The organism is Streptomyces sp. NPDC018026 (assembly GCF_044327745.1).
Lineage (GTDB): Bacteria > Actinomycetota > Actinomycetes > Streptomycetales > Streptomycetaceae > Streptomyces > Streptomyces rubrogriseus.
This window is the reverse complement of sequence record NZ_JBIRFY010000006.1, coordinates 408,594-426,877: the sequence shown is the minus strand read 5'-3', so window position 1 is coordinate 426,877 and position 18,284 is coordinate 408,594. Positions and strand designations below refer to the sequence as shown.

Here is an 18,284-nt window from a genome sequence, read left to right as displayed (position 1 = left end):
GGTTTGTGCCGCTGCGTGGCGGACATGCTGAGGTCCCTCGTACGTAACCCGCGTAGATCTACGCTGAGGTGGAAGAACCTGCAACTGGAGGGAGCTCGCATGGCTACCGGCAACCCGGAGGGCAAGAGGCGGCCACCGGAGGAGCAGCGCCTGGGCCCCGTCCTCCGGCGGCGGGACCAGGTGCAGGAGAGCACCACGGACCAGCGCCTGCTGGACGAGCGTGCGCCGACGGACTGGGTACACACCGACCCCTGGCGCGTGCTGCGCATCCAGTCGGAGTTCATCGAGGGCTTCGGCACGCTGGCCGAACTGCCGCCCGCCATCAGCGTCTTCGGCTCCGCCCGGACGCCCGTGGACTCGCCGGAGTACGAGGCGGGCGTCCGGCTGGGCCGCGGCCTGGTGGAGGCTGGCTTCGCCGTCATCACCGGCGGCGGGCCCGGCGCCATGGAGGCGGCCAACAAGGGCGCCCTGGAGGCGAAGGGCACCTCGGTCGGCCTGGGCATCGAGCTGCCCTTCGAACAGGGGCTCAACCCCTACGTCGACATCGGCCTGAACTTCCGCTACTTCTTCGTCCGCAAGATGATGTTCGTGAAGTACGCGCAGGGCTTCGTCGTGCTGCCCGGCGGCCTCGGCACCCTGGACGAGCTCTTCGAGGCCCTCACCCTGGTGCAGACCCAGAAGGTGACCCGCTTCCCCATCGTCCTGTTCGGCTCGGAGTACTGGGGCGGCTTGGTGGACTGGCTCCGCGGCACCCTGGTGGCCCAGGGCAAGGCCGCGGAGAAGGACCTCATGCTCTTCCACGTCACCGACGACGTGGACGAGGCGGTCGCCCTGGTCTCCAAGGAGGCGGGCCGCTAACGGCCGGTCACGGGCGGGGGCGAGGCCCCGGACCGGGTCCTAGGCCAGCCCCCGCCGCGCCACCGCCGGCTCCCGGTGCCCGGCGATCGTCGCCACCATGTCCAGCACCTGCCGGGTCTCCGCCACCTCGTGCACCCGGTACACCCTGGCTCCCAGCCACGCCGACACCGCCGTCGTCGCCAGCGTGCCGATCAGCCGTTCCTTCACCGGCCGGTCCAGCGTCTCCCCGACGAAGTCCTTGTTCGACAGGGACACCAGCACCGGCCACCCGGTGTCCACCATCTCCCCGAGGCGTCGCGTCGCCTCCAGGCTGTGCCGGGTGTTCTTCCCGAAGTCGTGCCCGGGGTCGATCAGCACCGACTCCCGTGGCACCCCCAGCCCCACCGCCCGCTCGGCCAGCCCCAGCGTCACCCGCAGGATGTCGGCCACGACGTCGTCGTACGTCACCCGGTGCGGCCGCGTCCGCGGCTCGGCGCCGCCCGCGTGCGTGCACACCAGCCCCACCCCGTACCGGGCCGCGACCTCCGCGAGCTTCGGGTCGACGCCGCCCCACGCGTCGTTCAGCAGGTCCGCCCCGGCCTCGCACACGGCCTCGCCGACCTCGTGCCGCCAGGTGTCCACGCTGATCACGACGTCCGGGTGCCGCCGCCGCACCTCCGCGACGAACCCCACCGTGCGCCGCGCCTCCTCCGCGGCCGACACCTCGTCCCCGGGACCGGCCTTGACCCCGCCGACGTCGATGATCGCGGCGCCCTCGGCCACGGCCTGCTCCACGCGCGCGAGGGCGGGCTCGTCGCGGAAGGTCGCCCCCCGGTCGTAGAAGGAGTCCGGGGTCCGGTTCACGATCGCCATGATCACCGGCTCGTGCGCCGCGAATTCGCGCCTGCCCAGCCTGAGCATCCCCTGTGACATCTCCTCGTCCACACCGTTCTCTCGTGCCGCTCTCGACCCCGGTCGGGCGGCCCTTCGACCACCGAGGCCCCGACTGTCAGACTCGCATGGCACGATCGAACCCGACACAACCGACTCCGGCACAACCGACGCCGACCCGACCATGGGGGCCCAGCGATGGTCATGTTCCTGTTCCTCGTCATCGCGCTGGCCGTCGTGGTGGCCGCGGTGACGCTCGCCGTGGTGGGCGGCGGTGAGAGCGGGGCGCTGCCCGACGCCGCACCCGAGCGGGTGAGGGACGCGCTGCCCCCGGACCGACCGGTGGGCCGCGCGGACGTGGAGCGGCTGCGCTTCCCGCTCGTGGTCCGCGGGTACCGCATGGCCGACGTCGACGACGCCCTCGGCCGCCTCGGCGCCGAGCTGGCCGAGCGCGAGGCCCGGATCGCCGACCTGGAGTCCGCGCTGGCGGGTGCACGGGCCGCGGCGGCCCACCGCCACGTCGTCATGGACAAGCCGGCTCAGGAGGAGCAGCAGTGAGCGCCGGGGAGGCCGTCGCGGGCCCGGACGGCGCGCTGCGCTGCCCCTGGGCGCTGTCCACCGCGGACTACGTCACGTACCACGACGACGAGTGGGGCCGCCCGGTCCACGGCGACGACGCGCTGTACGAGCGGCTCAGCCTGGAGGCCTTCCAGTCCGGCCTGTCCTGGATCACCATCCTGCGTCGGCGCACCGGCTTCCGCACCGCCTTCGCCGGTTTCGAGATCGCCAAGGTCGCCGCCTTCACCGACACCGACCGCGAGCGCCTGCTCGCCGACAGCGGCATCATCCGCAACCGCGCCAAGATCGACGCGACCCTCGCCAACGCGCGCGTGCTGGCCGAGTGGGACCCAGGCGACCTGGACGAGCTGATCTGGTCGCACGCCCCGGACCCGGCCGGACGACCGGCCCCGAAGACCCTCACCGACGTCCCGGCCGTGACCCCGGAGTCCACGGCCCTGTCCAAGGCCCTGAAGAAGCGGGGCCTGCGCTTCGTCGGCCCGACGACGGCGTACGCGCTGATGCAGGCGTGCGGACTGGTCGACGACCACCTGGCAGCGTGCGTGGCCCGCAGACCCTGAACCACGGACCACCTGCCACCGGCGGCCTGTCACCCACCGTCGCCCGGCCGCCGGTCACCCGCAGGTCCGCTCGCCGCTCGCCCGCGGCCTGTCGCCGGGCCGCCCGTCGTCACCGGCCGCCCGTGGCCTCACCGGCGGCCCGCGGTCAGCCGCCGGGCTGCTCGCCGCCTGCCGTCGGCCGCCTGTCAGCCGCGGGCCCGCTTACCGCCCGCCGTCGGCCGTCCGTGGCCTGTCGCCGGGCTGCTTGCCGCCTGCCGTCGGCCGCCTGTCACCTGGCCGCCTGTCGTCGGCATCGGCGGTCCGCGGGCGGCCGCCGGAACGCCCGCCGTCCGGCGTGGGCCGTAGGCGGCCCGTCAGTCGGCCGCCTGTCACCGGTCGCTTGCCGCCCGTCGGCGGTCGCCCGCGGCCCGGCGGCCGGGTGCCGGGCCGGCGGGTGCGTGTCCGCCGGTGTTCGCCTACCGGCCCAGGTACTTCGGCTTCTCCTTCTCGACGAACGCCCGCACCGCGATCGCGTGGTCCTCGGAGGCGCCCGCCCGCGACTGCAGCTCGTCCTCCTTGTCCAGCGTCTCGGAGAGCGAGTGCGTCAGCCCGTACGCCATCGCCTCCTTCAGCGCCGCGTACGCCACCGTCGGCCCCTCGGCCAGCGCCCGAGCCGTCTTCTCGGCCTCGGCACGCAGCTCGGCGGCGGGGACGACCCGGGTCGCGATGCCCAGCTCGTACGCCTCCTGCGCGCGGATGCTGCGCGGGAAGAGCAGCAGGTCGGCGGCGCGGCCCGGGCCGACGACGCGCGGCAGCGTCCAGGAGATGCCGGAGTCCGCGGTGAGCGCCACGCCCGCGAAGGACGTGTTGAACGCCGCCGTGTCCGCGACGATCCGGTAGTCCGCGGCGAGCGCGAAACCGAGCCCTGCTCCGGCCGCCACGCCGTTCACGGCGGCGACCACCGGCTTCTCGGCGCCGGCCAGCGCCCGGACGATCGGGTTGTAGTGCTCGCGCACCGTGCTCATCGTCTGCCCCGAGCCGGTCTCCCGGTCGGCGGCCAGCAGCCCGATGTGCTCCTTGAGGTCCTGGCCGACACAGAACGCCCGGTCCCCGGCCGCGGTCAGCAGCACCGCCCGTACGGCGTCGTCCGCCGCCGCGGAGCGCACCGCGTCCCGGAGCGCGACCTTGGTCTCGATGTTCAGCGCGTTCATCGCCTCGGGGCGGTTCAGCGTGATCGTCGCGAGCCCGTCGCTCACTTCGTAGAGCACGGTGTCGGCCATGGAGATCCCCTCCGCGTCGTGGCATGCAGTGGCATGTGTCCGGGAGACAGCATGACGGAGATCACCGGGAACGGATCGCTCATGAGGTGTGACCTGCGTCAAAGAAATCCGGTCCGTATCCATTCGGTGGAAGTGCGTGAGGGCGCGCAGTATCGCAGTCACATCGCCGAATTGAGTGGTTTTGCTCGCGCGCGTTGCCCAAGCGATGCCGACCGATGTTGGTCATCGGGTCCTGGGATGCGGGATAATGGCTGGGAAGCAATGTGTTCGATGCCGGTGTCGCGCGTCCAAGCCGGACTGCGCGTGCCCTCACGGGCCGTCGGCGGTGACGGTGAGCTGGTATCAGGAAGGGGAACGAGCATGGCGGCCATGAAGCCGCGGACGGGCGATGGCCCGCTCGAGGTGACCAAGGAGGGGCGGGGCATCGTCATGCGCGTTCCGCTCGAAGGCGGCGGGCGGCTCGTCGTCGAGCTGACCCCCGACGAGGCCGACGCGCTCGGCGACGCCCTCAAGAAGGTCGTCGGCTGACGCGCGAGCGACCATACCCGTTCAGTCGCCCCGGTACCGTTCGCGGTGCCGGGGTGATTGTTCTTCGAGGGCCTTTCCCGGTGCGCGGGACTTCTCCCCGGCGTTTCGGGTCAGCGCTTCACGGCGCACAGCAGTCCGTCGCCCACCGGGAGCAGTGACGGCACCAGTTCCTGGCTCTCCCGCACCGCGCGCAGGAGTTCCCGCACCCGCAGCACCTCGGTGGGCTGCGGTCCCGAGTCGATCGTGCGGCCGGCGCCGAAGACGCCCTCGAAGGCGACGAGACCCCCCGGGCGCAGCAGGCGCAACGATTCAGCGAGGTAGTCCAGGTACTCCAGACGGTCGCCGTCGCAGAAGACCAGGTCGTATCCGGCGTCCGCGAGCCGGGGCAGCACGTCCAGGGCGCGCCCGGGAATGAACCGGGCCCGGTTGCTGGCGAAGCCCGCGGCCCGGAAGGCCTGGCGGGCGAACTGCTGGTGCTCCGGCTCGGGGTCGACGGTGGTCAGTACCCCGTCCGGCCGCATGCCGTGCAGCAGATGGATACCGGAGACGCCGCAGCCGGTGCCGATCTCCGCGACGGCCTTGGCGTCCACGGCGGCGGCGAGCAACCCCAGGGCGGATCCCGTGCCCGGCGTCACCGAGCGCAGACCCGCCTCGCGGGCCCGGTCGCGTGCCCAGAGCAGCGCGTCGTCCTCGGCGACATAGGCGTCGGCGAACGCCCAGCTCGTCTGCCGGTTGCCGGTAATGACCCTCTCCTGTCCCCGTCGTTGCCTCGGCGTGACTGTATCCGTTGGCGTCGGGAACTCGCAGATGGGACCGGTCGTTTAAAGGGGGAAGCAAACAGGCGGTGCCGAGAGGCGATCGAGCGGGCGGGGACGAGCCGTACCGGCCCAGATCAAATTCTCGTAAAACCGCTTATCCGGAGCTAACGGGCGAGGTGGCTATGGTAGGGGCTCCACTGGACACCACCAGAGCCGACAGGGGAGGTGCGGCCGCACCCGCGGATCGGGGCGGAGTGCTGAGGCGCTTCCTCGGATCGGCAGGCAGGCCGAAATCCGTGAACGACACCGCTGCTGACCACAGCCACGCCGACGGTCCCACCACGGGACACGCCCAGACCGCGACCTTCTCCGGCGACGCGGACGGGCAGGCGTGGACTCCGCCCACCTGGGAGGAGATCGTCAGCACCCACAGCGGCCGGGTCTACCGCCTCGCCTACCGCCTCACGGGCAACCAGCACGACGCCGAGGACCTCACCCAAGAGGTCTTCGTCCGTGTCTTCCGCTCCCTGTCGACCTACACGCCTGGCACCTTCGAGGGCTGGCTGCACCGCATCACGACCAATCTCTTCCTGGACATGGTGCGCCGCAAGCAGCGCATCCGGTTCGACGCGCTGGGCGACGACGCCGCCGAGCGGCTGCCCAGCAGGGAGCCCACCCCGCAGCAGCTCTTCCACGACGCCCACTTCGACGCGGACGTCCAGCAGGCGCTGGACACCCTCGCGCCCGAGTTCCGTGCCGCCGTCGTCCTGTGCGACATCGAAGGGCTGTCGTACGAGGAGATCGCCGCGACTCTCGGCGTCAAGCTGGGCACGGTGCGCTCCCGCATCCACCGCGGCCGTTCCCAGCTGCGCAAGGCGCTCGCGCACCGGTCCCCGAAGGCGCGGGCCGACCGTCGCTCGTTCGCGGCCGGTGTGCCCGCACTGGGAGGAGGGGGCACGAGCGCGTGAGTGGGTCACGGCCTGAGACCGAGGGACACCTCGCAGAGCAGCACCTGGGAGACCGACTCTCCGCCCTGGTGGACGGAGAGCTCGGTCATGACGCGCGTGAGCGCGTGCTGGCGCACGTGGCGACCTGCCCTAAGTGCAAGGCGGAGGTCGACGCGCAGCGCCGGTTGAAGAACGTCTTCGCGGAAGCGGCCCCGCCGGCCCCGTCCGAGAGCTTCCTGGCCCGCCTCCAGGGGCTTCCCGGCGGTGGTGATTTCGACGGTGGCGGCTCGCCGTTCAGCGGGCTGCCCGGAGGCTTCGGCGCGTCCGCGGCCTCCGGCGTCTTCGGCCCGAGGCGGGACGAGCGGTTCGAGTTCGACTACGTCCCCGCCGGGTCGCACGCCCCGGTGCTGACGTCCGCCACGTCGGGGCGCGGCTTCCGCATCCACGAGGTGAGCAGGCAGGAACCCGACCGCTCGGCCTCGCGCAGCCTGCGGCTCGCCTTCGCGGCCGCCGGAGCGGTGTCGCTGGCCGCGATCGCGCTGGGCGGCGTGACCCTCGGCACACCGGACACCACCACCGAGGCACGCGGTTCGGGCAGCGGCAGCAATGTGACGCCGCTGCGCACCCCGGGCTCGGCCGCGGCCACCGGTTCCGAGAGCCAGCGCCGCCGCACGGGCGGGCCGCTGCTCGGGCAGGGGCAGCGCGCGCTCGGTGACCTCCCCGTCGCGTCCACCACGGCGTCGGCGCCACTGCTGCCCGGCATGCCGGCCCCCGCCGGGGGTGACGCACGCCAGCAGGCGGTCCGGGCGCTGACCACTCCGGTGACGGCCGGAGCCGCCGCCATGTCCCCGCTGATACGTCCGCTGGAAGCCGTTCCGCCACTCCCCCTGAGCTCCTGGTCGGCGGCCCCCGAGGTCAGGCCGCCCGGCCTGCTCGCCGCCCCCGACCCCGCTCCGTCCCCCTACCCGGCGGCTTCCCCGACCGCCTCGTACCCTCCGCTTCGCTGACGGGATCTGCGCGCCGGTCCGCGAACCTGATTGAATCCGGGGTGGCGCCAGAGTTCTCGGAGCCGACGATCTGCGGCCAGCTGCGGGGGAGAAGATGAACGAGGGGAAGCCCACGAAGGCGAAGTGGTGGAGTCGTCCCCGCTCGTCCGAGGACGCACCCGACGGCGACTTCGAACTGGAACGCCCTCGCCCGGCCCCCACCACGGGCACGGGCACGGCCACCGACGACCGGGCGGCCGACGGGGGCGACTTCGAGCTGGCCCGCCCGGCGGCGACCCCCCGCTCGGCCGAAGCGGGCGACTACGAACTGGATCTGCCCCGGCCCGAGCGGGACGAACCGACGGACGCGCCACCGCGTCCACGCACGGCCCGCGCAGCCGACGCCGACCCGGCGGCCGGTCCGGGCGCACACCGGCACCCGGACGCACACCGGCAGCCGGCCGCCGACGCCTCCGAACCGACGGCGGCCGGCGGGCCACGTCAGGACGGTCTTCCCGCCGGTCCGTCGACGGCCGCCGGCCCAGCGGTGGCCACCGGGTCGTCGGGACACGGAGGCGCCGACGCCGCCGAGCCGACGGATGCCGGTCTGCCCCGGCAGGGGGACGGCACGTCCGACGCCGAGCGGCCCAAGCCGCTGCACGAACCCGACCCGTACAGCACCCCGCCGTACGGTGAGCCCGGCCCCTGGGCCCCCGCACCGCCGGTCCAGCACCCCGCGGCCACCCCGGCGCACGGCACGGTGACGGCCGCGGCGCCGCACGCCCCGGTCGCGCCCGCGACAGAGGGCCCGCACGCCCACGGGCCGCACCCGAGCGCGTCGTCGGTGTCTCCGCCCGCGGGTGCGGTGCCCGACCCCGCGTTCGCGGACGCCCCGCCCCCGGTGCCGCCGACGGCACAGGAGCAGCATCCGGCGGCGGCCGCCCCGGCGTACGACACGGCGCCCCACGACGCGGCCCCGCCCCCGGCCGCGCCCGCCGATCCGTGGGGGCGTTACGACCCCTGGGCCGCCTCCGCACAGCACCACGACGCGGCCGACCGCGCGCCGAAGCGGCGACGCGGGCCGCGCACGAAGGCGCTGGTCGGCGGGGCGCTGCTCATCGCCCTGGTCTCCGGCGGCATCGGCGGCGGCGTGGGCGCGTACCTGGAACGGAACGGCGGTGTGGGCACCGTCGAGCTGCCCCAGGCCGGACCCGAGGCGGCCGAGCGGGACCCGGACAGCGTCGCGGGCATCGCCGCGCGTGCCCTGCCCAGCGTGGTGACCCTGCACGTGAGCGGCAGCGAGGCGGCTGGTACCGGCACCGGGTTCGTACTCGACGGCCGCGGCCACATCCTGACCAACAACCACGTCGTGGAGCCCGCAGGCTCCGGCGGCGAGATCACCGTGACCTTCAACAGCGGCGACACCGCCGAGGCCGAGGTCGTCGGCCGGGACAGCGGGTACGACCTCGCCGTGGTGAAGGTCAAGGGCGTCAGCGGCCTCACCCCCATGCCCCTCGGCAACTCCGACAACGTGCGCGTCGGCGACCCCGTCGTCGCCATCGGCGCCCCCTTCGACCTGGCCGGCACCGTCACCTCCGGCATCATCAGCGCCAAGGAGCGGCCCATCACCGCGGGCGGTGAGGAGGGCGACGGCAGCGACATCTCGTACGTCGACGCCCTGCAGACCGACGCGCCCATCAACCCCGGCAACTCCGGCGGCCCTCTCCTGGACGCGCGGGGCCGGGCCATCGGCATCAACTCCGCCATCCGCTCCGCCGACAGCGGCAGCGCCGAGTCGGACGACGGGCAGGCCGGTTCCATAGGCCTCGGCTTCGCCATCCCCATCAATCAGGGCAAGCGCGTCGCCGAGGAACTGATCAACACCGGCAAGGCCGCCCACCCCGTCATCGGCATCACCCTCGACATGAACTACACGGGTGACGGCGCCCGCGTGAGCGCCAAGGGCGGCGACGGCGGACCCGCGGTCACCACCGGCGGCCCCGGCGCGAAGGCGGGTATCAAGCCGGGGGACGTGATCACCGCGGTCGACGGACAACGCGTGCACTCCGGCGAGGAACTCATCGTCAAGACCCGCGCCCACCGCCCCGGCGACCGCCTGGAACTGACCCTGGAACGCGACGGCAAGGAGACGAAGGTCTCACTGGTGCTCGGCTCCTCCGGCGGCGACTGACCGCCGGAAGGTCCCGACAAGGCGCCAGGAAGGCAAACAATTCGGAAAGCGCCCACGTACACCCACTCGGGGCTCACGGGACGGTACCGGTCGGACGGGATCGGCGGGTACCGTGGTGGCGGCCCGGACATCCCAAGGAGCTTCAGGTGTTCAATGACATAGGCGCACTAGAGCTGGTGACGCTCGTCGTCCTCGCCGTGCTCGTCTTCGGTCCGGACAAGCTCCCCAAGGTCATCCAGGACGTGACGCGCACCATCCGGAAGATCCGGGAGTTCTCGGACAGCGCCAAGCAGGACATCCGCCAGGAGCTGGGCCCCGAGTTCAAGGACTTCGAGTTCGAGGACCTCAACCCCAAAACGTTCATCCGCAAGCAGCTGGACAACGACGAGCTGGGGCTCAAGGAGATCCGCAACGGCTTCGACCTGAAGAAGGAGATGGCCGAGGTCACCGACGCGGTCCACGGCCGCGACGCGGAGCCCTCGTCCTCGGGGTCGTCCGCCGGATCGCCGTCCTCCGGATCGTCGTCCGCCGCGTCCGGCGGCGGCCGCGTCGACATGTCGAAGAAGCCCGAGAAGCCCGGGAAGACCGACAAGCCCGCCGACGACCGACCGCCCTTCGACATGGACGCCACCTGACCCTGCTCCTCCCACGCCCGGCCCGCGGGCGGGAACGTGACGTGTCTCATACTCCGGACGGGGCGCACAGGCCCTGAAGGCGACGCCCGCGCGGCTCACGCGCCGGGCGATTTCCCGGCTGCCGCCAGTGGGGTGGCTATGCTGCCCGAGTTGTTGTGCGGACCGGACGAGTGCGCCCGAAGGGGGGCGGGCCGTTCCGGTCCGACCAGAGCGAGGAGGCGTCCGGGCACATGGAGACGACGAGTCGGGCAGTCGCGCAGGCGCCGGCCGCGGAGGGCGGACCACAGTCCCCCGCCGGCCGGCACACGGTCGACGGCTACCTGCGTGCGCCCTTCCCGTGGTACGGCCTCGACGAGGCCTTCACGGGACGGCGCCGGCTGATGCAGATCGGTACGGCGGCCGACGGGGCCGTGGAGCACGGCTCGATCGGGCACGGCGACGAACCGTCGGTGCGCAACGAGCACGTGGCGGGCGACGAGCAGGACGCCAAGGAGAAGTTCGCGGTCGTCGTGACCGTCGCGGCCAACCCCGACCGGCGCAGCGCCGACGGCACCGGCCTGCTGGAGGCCACCTCGGTGTCCTCGGCGGCCTGGCTGGCCGGCGTGGGCCTGCTGTCCTTCACCTGGCCCGGCCAGATGGACCACTCGCTGCGCGACGACTGGCTGGAACAGCAGACGGAGACCGCGTGGGTCCTCGCGGACGACCTCGACAGCGAGGACTGGACGACGCTGTCCCTGCCGGTGGACGGCGTGCCGACGCCCTTCCACTACCGGGAGTCCGAGTTCGGCTGGGTGCTGGCCGGTTCGACCGGGCAGGGCGTGCACCTCGGCGCGTACGGGCGGGGCATGAGCGCCTACGGGCTGGCCTTCGCCGTCGTCAAGGACATCGCCGCGTACGCCTGACCGGGGCCCGCCCCGCAGCCGTACGTACGACGAGGGGCGCCGTCCCGGCGGACAGCGCCCCCACTCCCGTACGGGACGTCAGAACTTGTTCTTCGGCGTGATCCCCAGCGACAGGCCGGAGAGGCCGCGCTGGCGCCCGCCCAGCTTCCCCGCGATCGAGCGCAGGGCCGCGCCCGCCGGGGAGTCCGGGTCGGACAGGACGACGGGCTTGCCCTCGTCGCCGCCCTCGCGCAGCCGGACGTCGATCGGGATGGAGCCGAGGACCGGCACCGACGCACCGGTCGTACGGGTCAGGCCGTCGGCGACCGCCTGCCCGCCGCCGGTGCCGAAGACGTCGACCATCTCGCCGCAGTGCGGGCAGGGCAGCCCGGACATGTTCTCCACCACGCCGACGATCTTCTGGTGGGTCTGCACCGCGATGGCGCCGGCCCGCTCCGCCACCTCGGCGGCAGCCTGCTGAGGGGTCGTCACGACCAGGATCTCGGCGTTCGGCACCAGCTGCGCCACCGAGATCGCGATGTCGCCGGTGCCGGGCGGCAGGTCGAGCAGCAGGACGTCCAGGTCGCCCCAGTACACGTCCGCCAGGAACTGCTGGAGCGCGCGGTGCAGCATCGGGCCGCGCCAGACCACCGGCGCGTTGCCCGGGGTGAACATGCCGATCGAGATGACCTTCACGCCGTTGGCCGAAGGCGGCATGATCATGTTCTCGACCTGGGTGGGACGCCCGTCGGCGCCCAGCATGCGCGGCACGGAGTGGCCGTAGATGTCGGCGTCGACGACACCGACCTTCAGCCCGTCCGCCGCCATTGAGGCCGCCAGGTTCACCGTCACCGAGGACTTGCCGACGCCGCCCTTGCCGGACGCGACCGCGTACACCCGGGTCAGGCTGCCGGGCTTGGCGAAGGGCACCTCGCGCTCGGTCTGCCCGCCGCGCAGGGCGGTGGCCAGCTCCTTGCGCTGCTCGTCGCTCATCACGTCCAGCTCGACGTCGACGCGCGTGACGCCCTCGACGCGGGAGACCGCGTCCGTCACGCGCTGCGTGATGGTGTCCCGCATGGGACAGCCGGAGACCGTCAGGTACACGGCGACCGCGACCGCTCCGTCCGCGCCGATCTCCACCGACTTGACCATCCCCAGCTCGGTGATGGGCCGGTTGATCTCGGGGTCGTTCACCGTCGCCAGTGCTTCGCGCACCGCGTCTTCCGTAGCCATAGGGTCGATGGTACGGCGCCGCCCACGGGGCACGGAAAGCCCCGTCAGCGGTCGTGTACGTCACGCCCCGCGGACCGATCCGCCGGGAATACCCCGCGGTCGGGGTGATGGCCGTTCTGCCGCTCCTCCAGGTCCTTGACGAGGTCCTGGAGCTCGGAGCGGATCCAGTCCCGCGTCGCGACCTCGCCGAGCCCGATCCGCAGGGCGGCGATCTCCCGGGTCAGGTACTCGGTGTCGGCGATCGACCGCTCGTTCTGCTTGCGGTCCTGCTCCAGGTTGACCCGGTCCCGGTCGTCCTGCCGGTTCTGCGCGAGCAGGATCAGCGGGGCCGCGTAGGAGGCCTGGAGCGACAGCATCAGCGTCAGGAAGATGAAGGGGTACTCGTCGAAGCGCAGGCCGCTCGGCGCGGACACGTTCCACACCACCCACAGGATGATGACGACCGTCATCCAGACGATGAACCGCCCGGTGCCCAGGAACCGCGCGACGCGCTCCGACAGGCGGCCGAAGGACTCCGGGTCCCACTCGGGCAGCAGCCTGCGGCGCGGCGGACGCGGCTGGTCGAGACGGGCGCGGGCCCGGGAGGACGCGGTGGCCCCCGACGCCGCGCGCTCCCGGGTCGTCGTCTCGCGCTCAGGCACCATCGGCGCCCACCTCCCCCGTCGCCGGCTCCGTCCCGTCCAGGTGGTACTCGGTCTCCCGCCAGTCGTCGGGCAGCATGTGGTCCAGTACGTCGTCCACCGTGACCGCGCCGAGCAGCGACCCCGAGTCGTCCACGACGGGCGCCGCGACCATGTCGTACGCGGCGAAGAACCCGGCGACCACGGGCAGCGCGGCGTCCGGCTCCAGGGGTTGCAGGTCGTCGTCGAGGATCGAGCCGACCAGCGTGTACGGGGGGTCGCGCAGCAGGCGCTGGAAGTGGACCGTGCCCAGGTACTTGCCGGTCGGGGTCTCCTCGGGCGGGCGGCAGACGTAGACCTGGGCGGCGTGCGCCGGCGACAGGTCGGGGTTGCGGATGCGGGCCAGGGCGTCGGCGACGGTCGCGTCGGGCCGCAGCACGATCGGCTCGGTCGTCATCAGACCGCCGGCCGTGTGCTCCTCGTACGCCATCAGGCGCCGCATGTCGGCCGCGTCGTCGGGCTGCATCAGGCTCAGCAGCCGCTCCTTGTCCGCCTCGGGCAGCTCGCCGAGCAGGTCGGCGGCGTCGTCGGGGTCCATCGCCTCCAGGACGTCCGCGGCGCGCTCCTCCTTGAGCTTGCCGAGGATCTCGATCTGGTCGTCCTCCGGCAGCTCCTCCAGCACGTCGGCCAGCCGGTCGTCGTCGAGGGCGGCGGCGACCTCGGCGCGGCGCTTGGCGGACAGGTGGTGCAGGACGTTGGCGAGGTCGGCCGGGCGCAGCTGCTCGAAGGTGGCCAGCAGGTTCTCGGCGCCCTGCCCCTGCTCCTCGACGGAGAAGCCGGAGACGCCGGACCACTCGACGGTGAGCGTCTCGCCCTTGTTGCGGCGGAAGGCGCCGCCCTTCCTGCCCTTGCGGACGAAGACCTTGTCGATCTCCCAGTCCCGGCGGGCGGGCAACTGCTGCACCGACAGGTCGAGGACCGTGACCTCCTCGCCCGTCTCGGTGAGCGTGACCCGCCGGTCGAGCAGCTCGCCGAAGACGAGGCGCTCGGTGGGCCGCTGCTCGAAACGCCGGACGTTGAGCACGCCGGTGGTGATCACCTGACCGGACTCGATGCCGGTGACCCGGGTCATCGGCAGGAAGATCCGGCGGCGGGTGGTGAGTTCGACGACCAGTCCGAGTACGCGCGGGGGTTTGCGGCCGACGCGGAGCATGACGACCAGATCGCGCACGCGTCCCACCTGGTCACCGGCCGGGTCGAACACGGCGATGCCGGAGAGGTGGGAGACGAAGATCCGGGGGGCGCCCGCTGCCATGGCCGCGGCTCCTTTCCTCACGCTCGCGCTTCGCGGAGCGGAGCGCGCGAGCCTGAGAGTCGAGTGGGGGTGAGTGAAAGCTGATTCGTACGGTGTCCCTTTTCCGAATTGCCCGCTCGGACGCGCTTCAGGCTAGGGCCTGTCCGGCGGATCATGCCGCAGACGCGGGGTCTGGCACGCCCATCTGCCGCGTTGTCGTCACTCGCCGACTCCCCCACGCTCGACTGCGCTCGCGCGGGGGGACCCCCATCGCGTCGACTCCCTCCTCCGCCTTGCAGCTGCACGCACCAGACCCCGCTCACCCGCGTCGATGAGGCGCCGTGACTTTCCTGCGACCTGATCCGCCGGACAGGCCCAGCCCGTCCCGATCCGCCTCGCCCTGGTGGCCGGTCCGGACGGACTGGCTCCGTTCGCCCCGCACGGCCCCGGTACGCTGCGCCCTGGCCCGGTCGGTTCGCCGCCGACGTCCGTCGGCCCCGTGTCAGCCCCGTCAGAAAGGCAGTCCCACCTGTGTCTGTGACTCCCCGGCGCCGAATCCGCAGGGCCGCCTGGCTGGGCGCGGTGTGCGCCCTGGCCGTGACGGGAGCCGGGCTGACGGGATGCAGCAGCGAGGACCCCGACGCGGGCACCAACGGCCTCGGGAAGCTCCCGGCCGACAAGATCCAGGCGAAGGCCGGGACGGCCGCCCGGGCCGCCCGGACGGTGCGCCTGCACGGCTCCGTGGAGGCCGGCGGCAGCACGTACACCCTCGACATGCGGCTGAAGGCCGACGGAGGGACCGGGTCGGTCGCCGCCGAGGGAACCACGTTCGGACTGCTGCGCGTCGGCGAGCAGCTCTTCCTCAAGGCCGACGCCGGGTTCTGGAGCCACGACGGCGGCGACGCCAAGGCGGCCGACAAGCTCGCCGGCAAGTACGTGAAGGTGCCGCAGAGCGACCCCGTGTACAAGAAGTTCAGCGGCTTCACGGACAAGGACGTCCTCCTCGGCGGTCTGCTGACCCTGCACGGCACGGTGAAGACGGACGGCCGCCACGAGCAGGCCGGGGTGCGCACCATCCGGATTTCCGGCGACGACGGCGCGGGCGGCTCGCTGGACGTCTCCCTGGAGGGCACCCCGTACCCGATGCGCCTGGTGCGGGCGGGCAGCGCGGGCACGATCGGCTTCTCCGACTGGAACAAGGACTTCGCGCTGGAGCAGCCGACGAAGGACGACACCCTGGACTACGGCAAGCAGCTGCCGTCCTCCTGAGCCGTCCCGAAGCCGTCAGCGCCGCTTGCGGCGCTTCAGCAGCAGGCGCGGCAGTCCCGCCGGCACCGGCTGCCGGGTCGTCGCCGGGCTCGGCAGCGGTGCCTCGGCCAGCGAGGCGTCGGGCAGCGGCGCCGTGGTCCCCGTCGGCTCCAGGCGCAGCACCCGGCACTCGCGGGCCCAGCGGCCGGTCATGGCCTCGCCGTCCGGGGCGTTCAGCCGCTTGCCCTTCAGGTCGCCCACCGCCGCCTGCCACGCCTCGGAACCGGACGGCAGCTCCACGACCCGGGCGGTCCAGGAGACCAGCCGGCCGCCCTTGTCCTTGCTGCGCACCGTGACCTCGGCCGCGGCCCCGTCGGCGAGACCCGGCAGCGGCTGCTCGCCCGGCCCGTCGCCGACGACGCAGGCCGCGCCGTCGTGCCAGACGTGCCACAGCGCCCGGGCGGGCACCCCGGGGCCCTTGACCCAGACGAGGCCGGACTTCTTGGTGGCCTCCTCGATGAGGGCCTGGTCGAGCAGCTCGCTTGTCATGCGGTCAGCCTATCCAGGGGCCCGGGGGCGGGTTCAGAGCCAGCCGTTGCGCTTGAGGGTGCGGTGGATGCCCAGACAGATGCCGACCGTGATCGACAGGACCAGCGGGTAGCCGAACTTCCAGTGCGTCTCCGGCATGTAGTCGAAGTTCATGCCGTAGACCCCGCACACCATCGTGGGTACGGCGATGATCGCGGCCCACGAGGTGATCTTGCGCATGTCCTCGTTCTGCGCGACGGACGCCTGGGCGAGGTTGGCCTGGAGGATGGAGTTCAGCAGTTCGTCGAAGCCGATGACCTGCTCCTGCACCCGTGCCACGTGGTCGGCGACGTCTCGGAAGTACTTCTGGATCTCCGGGTCGACCAGCCGCATCGGCCGCTCGCTGAGCAGCTGCATGGGACGCAGCAGCGGCGCCACCGCCCGCTTGAACTCCAGCACCTCGCGCTTGAGCTGGTAGATCCGCCCGGCGTCCGTGCCGCGCGGCGAGCCCTTGCGCCCCGGCGAGAACACCTCCGTCTCGACCTCGTCGATGTCGTCCTGCACCGCGTCGGCGACCGCGATGTAGCCGTCGACGACGTGGTCGGCGATGGCGTGCAGCACCGCGGAGGGGCCCTTGAGCAGCAGCTCCGGGTCCTCCTGGAGGCGGCGGCGCAGCGCCCGCAGCGAGCCCTGCCCGCCGTGCCGGACGGTGATGAAGAAGTCCCGGCCGGTGAAGCACATGACCTCGCCGGTCTCGACGACCTCGCTGTTGGCGGTGAGCTGGTCGTGGTCGACGTAGTGGACGGTCTTGAAGACCGTGAACAGGGAGTCGTCGTAGCGCTCCAGCTTGGGCCGCTGGTGGGCCTGGACCGCGTCCTCCACGGCCAGCGGGTGCAGCCCGAACTCCCGGGCGATACCGGCGAACTCGTCCTCGGTGGGCTCGTGCAGGCCGATCCACACGAACCCGCCGTCGCGGCGCACCTGGCGCATCGCCGTGTGCGGGGTCAGCGGCAGGTCCGTCTCGACGCGGGTGCCGTCGCGGTAGACGGCGCAGTCGACGACGGCGGAGGCCGTCGCCGGGTCACGGGTGGTGTCGTAGGCACCGCCGTCCTTGCGCAGCGAGACGCGGGACGGGCGGACCGCGGCGCGCAGGTCACGGATCATCGACATGGCAGGCTCCTTCGCGGCGGGCGGCGAACGAGGCCGGAGACGGGTGGAACCACCCGGAATGAGGACGTCCAGACCACGCGTGCTCGGCGCGTCCACAAAGCGGGGGGCACCGCACCGTCGCGGTGGCCGACTTCGCTGCTGATTCAGCTGCTGACCCGGACCGACGGCCGGGTCAGGCAAAACGAGACGAAGTGCTCTTCCTTGCGAGGGCGCGCCTGCGGACAGCGGCGACGGGAAGAAAGCCGGTGCGGCTGCGTCAGCGGCCGGAAGAGCGGGTGGTACTGCACGGTCGACTTCGGTCCATGCCAGCCCCACCTCCTCCGGCCGGTCCCTCGTGAGGGACGATCCATTCCCCTTGTTTGGAGGGGTTCCCCGTAGGGGAGTGTTCACAGTGTCGGGGACTTGATCGCGACGCACTGCGTGCTGCCCCGAACCGCTGGGCCAGAGTACCAGTCACCCGACGTGTCAAGGCGCCGCTTTGCCTCTTCCCGACGAGTTCTATGCTCGCCGCATGGCTGATGTTCTTCCTCTGGTCGAGGCCCGGTTGCACAGCGCGCTGGGTGAGCCGGACGCGCGCGCGGCGGTCACCTTCCTCGGCACCGACCGCATCGAGGTGCTGCGCTTCCCCGCCGCCGGCCAGGAGGGCGACGTCGTCCGCTACGCCACCCTCGGCATGTCGGCCCAGCCCATGGCGGACCCGACGGCCGCGCTCGCCGACCCGGTCAAGGGCCCCCGCGCCGAGCTGGTGCTCTCCGTGCGCTCCGGGGCGGCCGACACCGACAAGGTGCTGCGCCCGCTCGCCGTACTGGCCGCGTCCCCGCAGGTCGAGGGCGTGATCGTGGCGCCCGGCGCGTCGCTGGACGTCGGTGAGCCGCTGTGGCCCGGGGCCCCGTTCACCTCGGTCCTGGTCGCCGAGCCGGGGGGCCTGGTCGAGGACCTGGAGCTGGACGCCCCGCTGGACCCGGTGCGCTTCCTGCCGCTGCTGCCGATGACGCCGAACGAGGCCGCCTGGAAGCGGGTGCACGGCGCGCCCGCCCTCCAGGAGCGCTGGCTGAACCACGGAACGGACCTGCGCGATCCGTCGCGCAGGTCCGTCCCGCTGGACTGACACCGGGGGCCGGCCCGGTGGGCCGACCCGC

19 protein-coding genes are annotated in these 18,284 nt (G+C 72.7%); 11 read left to right on the top strand and 8 right to left on the bottom strand.

Annotated features, from left to right (window positions below):
• The first annotated feature begins 99 nt into the window (after positions 1–99).
• A complete protein-coding gene (locus tag ACH4D3_RS21630; RefSeq protein WP_398324210.1) occupies positions 100–858 on the top strand; it encodes a TIGR00730 family Rossman fold protein in 759 nt (252 codons plus the stop codon).
• 39 nt (positions 859–897) lie between these two features.
• Here the strand turns inward: ACH4D3_RS21630 and folP are convergent, their stop codons facing one another.
• On the bottom strand, positions 898–1,758 hold the full coding sequence (gene folP / locus ACH4D3_RS21625) for a dihydropteroate synthase (RefSeq protein WP_398324209.1): 861 nt from the start codon (positions 1,756–1,758) through the stop codon (positions 898–900).
• A 168-nt stretch (positions 1,759–1,926) separates the two neighbouring features.
• Here folP and ACH4D3_RS21620 point away from each other — a divergent pair, with 168 nt between their 5' ends.
• Both ACH4D3_RS21620 and ACH4D3_RS21615 read left to right on the top strand, forming a co-directional pair.
• Entirely contained in the window at positions 1,927–2,286 is a 360-nt protein-coding gene (locus ACH4D3_RS21620; protein WP_398324207.1) for a DivIVA domain-containing protein, read from the top strand.
• Positions 2,283–2,867, top strand: coding sequence for a DNA-3-methyladenine glycosylase I (locus tag ACH4D3_RS21615; protein WP_398324206.1), 585 nt, complete (start codon positions 2,283–2,285; stop codon positions 2,865–2,867). The genes ACH4D3_RS21620 and ACH4D3_RS21615 overlap by 4 nt, the downstream gene beginning before the upstream one ends.
• A gap of 455 nt (positions 2,868–3,322) precedes the next feature.
• Here ACH4D3_RS21615 and ACH4D3_RS21610 read toward each other — a convergent pair whose 3' ends face one another.
• On the bottom strand, positions 3,323–4,126 hold the full coding sequence (locus tag ACH4D3_RS21610; protein WP_398324204.1) for an enoyl-CoA hydratase/isomerase family protein: 804 nt from the start codon (positions 4,124–4,126) through the stop codon (positions 3,323–3,325).
• A gap of 360 nt (positions 4,127–4,486) precedes the next feature.
• On the opposite strand from ACH4D3_RS21610, the gene ACH4D3_RS21605 reads away from it, so the two are divergent.
• Entirely contained in the window at positions 4,487–4,654 is a 168-nt protein-coding gene (locus tag ACH4D3_RS21605) for a DUF3117 domain-containing protein (RefSeq protein WP_003966491.1), read from the top strand.
• Positions 4,655–4,764: 110 nt separating this feature from the next.
• On the opposite strand, the gene ACH4D3_RS21600 is transcribed toward ACH4D3_RS21605, so the two are convergent.
• Positions 4,765–5,463 (bottom strand): O-methyltransferase, encoded by a 699-nt coding sequence (locus tag ACH4D3_RS21600; RefSeq protein WP_398324374.1) that lies wholly within the window; start codon positions 5,461–5,463, stop codon positions 4,765–4,767.
• Between the two features lie 245 nt (positions 5,464–5,708).
• On the opposite strand from ACH4D3_RS21600, the gene sigE reads away from it, so the two are divergent.
• The 5 genes from sigE (at position 5,709) to ACH4D3_RS21575 (ending at position 11,073) form a co-directional block, all read left to right on the top strand.
• A complete protein-coding gene (sigE, locus tag ACH4D3_RS21595) occupies positions 5,709–6,380 on the top strand; it encodes an RNA polymerase sigma factor SigE (RefSeq protein WP_398324202.1) in 672 nt (223 codons plus the stop codon).
• The gene (locus ACH4D3_RS21590) at positions 6,377–7,366 is read left to right on the top strand and encodes a zf-HC2 domain-containing protein (RefSeq protein ID WP_398324201.1); all 990 of its coding nucleotides are present in this window, start codon (positions 6,377–6,379) and stop codon (positions 7,364–7,366) included. The genes sigE and ACH4D3_RS21590 overlap by 4 nt, the downstream gene beginning before the upstream one ends.
• Positions 7,367–7,460: 94 nt before the next feature.
• Positions 7,461–9,536, top strand: a complete 2,076-nt coding sequence (locus tag ACH4D3_RS21585) for a trypsin-like peptidase domain-containing protein (RefSeq protein WP_398324199.1) — start codon at positions 7,461–7,463, stop codon at positions 9,534–9,536.
• A gap of 146 nt (positions 9,537–9,682) precedes the next feature.
• The gene (locus tag ACH4D3_RS21580; protein WP_398324197.1) at positions 9,683–10,171 is read left to right on the top strand and encodes a sec-independent translocase; all 489 of its coding nucleotides are present in this window, start codon (positions 9,683–9,685) and stop codon (positions 10,169–10,171) included.
• 230 nt (positions 10,172–10,401) lie between these two features.
• Positions 10,402–11,073, top strand: coding sequence for a hypothetical protein (locus ACH4D3_RS21575; protein WP_398324195.1), 672 nt, complete (start codon positions 10,402–10,404; stop codon positions 11,071–11,073).
• Positions 11,074–11,151: 78 nt separating this feature from the next.
• Here ACH4D3_RS21575 and ACH4D3_RS21570 read toward each other — a convergent pair whose 3' ends face one another.
• The 3 genes from ACH4D3_RS21570 to ACH4D3_RS21560 are packed head-to-tail and all read right to left on the bottom strand — an operon-like array spanning position 11,152 to position 14,220.
• Positions 11,152–12,285, bottom strand: coding sequence for an Mrp/NBP35 family ATP-binding protein (locus ACH4D3_RS21570; protein WP_373902575.1), 1,134 nt, complete (start codon positions 12,283–12,285; stop codon positions 11,152–11,154).
• 44 nt (positions 12,286–12,329) lie between these two features.
• A complete protein-coding gene (locus tag ACH4D3_RS21565) occupies positions 12,330–12,929 on the bottom strand; it encodes a DUF1003 domain-containing protein (RefSeq protein WP_361003987.1) in 600 nt (199 codons plus the stop codon).
• Positions 12,919–14,220: a magnesium transporter MgtE N-terminal domain-containing protein gene (locus tag ACH4D3_RS21560; RefSeq protein ID WP_398324193.1), complete on the bottom strand. Its 1,302-nt coding sequence runs from the start codon at positions 14,218–14,220 to the stop codon at positions 12,919–12,921. The genes ACH4D3_RS21565 and ACH4D3_RS21560 overlap by 11 nt, the downstream gene beginning before the upstream one ends.
• A gap of 510 nt (positions 14,221–14,730) precedes the next feature.
• Here ACH4D3_RS21560 and ACH4D3_RS21555 point away from each other — a divergent pair.
• Positions 14,731–15,468, top strand: a complete 738-nt coding sequence (locus tag ACH4D3_RS21555; RefSeq protein WP_398324191.1) for a hypothetical protein — start codon at positions 14,731–14,733, stop codon at positions 15,466–15,468.
• A gap of 15 nt (positions 15,469–15,483) precedes the next feature.
• On the opposite strand, the gene ACH4D3_RS21550 is transcribed toward ACH4D3_RS21555, so the two are convergent.
• Together ACH4D3_RS21550 and ACH4D3_RS21545 are read right to left on the bottom strand one after the other, a co-directional pair.
• Complete coding sequence (locus ACH4D3_RS21550) at positions 15,484–15,996, bottom strand: hypothetical protein (protein WP_398324189.1); 513 nt, start codon at positions 15,994–15,996, stop codon at positions 15,484–15,486.
• 33 nt (positions 15,997–16,029) lie between these two features.
• The gene (locus tag ACH4D3_RS21545) at positions 16,030–17,145 is read right to left on the bottom strand and encodes a magnesium and cobalt transport protein CorA (protein ID WP_398324188.1); all 1,116 of its coding nucleotides are present in this window, start codon (positions 17,143–17,145) and stop codon (positions 16,030–16,032) included.
• Between the two features lie 511 nt (positions 17,146–17,656).
• Here ACH4D3_RS21545 and ACH4D3_RS21540 point away from each other — a divergent pair.
• A complete protein-coding gene (locus ACH4D3_RS21540) occupies positions 17,657–18,253 on the top strand; it encodes a suppressor of fused domain protein (protein WP_007444419.1) in 597 nt (198 codons plus the stop codon).
• Positions 18,254–18,284: the final 31 nt, after the last annotated feature.

Bases quoted from the DNA above. Each gene is read 5' to 3' on its own strand.
- ACH4D3_RS21630 (WP_398324210.1), top strand. From the start codon at position 100: ATGGCTACCGGCAACCCGGAGGGCAAGAGGCGGCCACCGGAGGAGCAG.
- folP (WP_398324209.1), bottom strand. From the start codon at position 1,758: ATGCTCAGGCTGGGCAGGCGCGAATTCGCGGCGCACGAGCCGGTGATC.
- ACH4D3_RS21620 (WP_398324207.1), top strand. From the start codon at position 1,927: ATGGTCATGTTCCTGTTCCTCGTCATCGCGCTGGCCGTCGTGGTGGCC.
- ACH4D3_RS21610 (WP_398324204.1), bottom strand. From the start codon at position 4,126: ATGGCCGACACCGTGCTCTACGAAGTGAGCGACGGGCTCGCGACGATC.
- ACH4D3_RS21605 (WP_003966491.1), top strand. From the start codon at position 4,487: ATGGCGGCCATGAAGCCGCGGACGGGCGATGGCCCGCTCGAGGTGACC.
- ACH4D3_RS21585 (WP_398324199.1), top strand. From the start codon at position 7,461: ATGAACGAGGGGAAGCCCACGAAGGCGAAGTGGTGGAGTCGTCCCCGC.
- ACH4D3_RS21575 (WP_398324195.1), top strand. From the start codon at position 10,402: ATGGAGACGACGAGTCGGGCAGTCGCGCAGGCGCCGGCCGCGGAGGGC.
- ACH4D3_RS21570 (WP_373902575.1), bottom strand. From the start codon at position 12,285: ATGGCTACGGAAGACGCGGTGCGCGAAGCACTGGCGACGGTGAACGAC.
- ACH4D3_RS21565 (WP_361003987.1), bottom strand. From the start codon at position 12,929: ATGGTGCCTGAGCGCGAGACGACGACCCGGGAGCGCGCGGCGTCGGGG.
- ACH4D3_RS21560 (WP_398324193.1), bottom strand. From the start codon at position 14,220: ATGGCAGCGGGCGCCCCCCGGATCTTCGTCTCCCACCTCTCCGGCATC.
- ACH4D3_RS21550 (WP_398324189.1), bottom strand. From the start codon at position 15,996: ATGACAAGCGAGCTGCTCGACCAGGCCCTCATCGAGGAGGCCACCAAG.
- ACH4D3_RS21545 (WP_398324188.1), bottom strand. From the start codon at position 17,145: ATGTCGATGATCCGTGACCTGCGCGCCGCGGTCCGCCCGTCCCGCGTC.
- ACH4D3_RS21540 (WP_007444419.1), top strand. From the start codon at position 17,657: ATGGCTGATGTTCTTCCTCTGGTCGAGGCCCGGTTGCACAGCGCGCTG.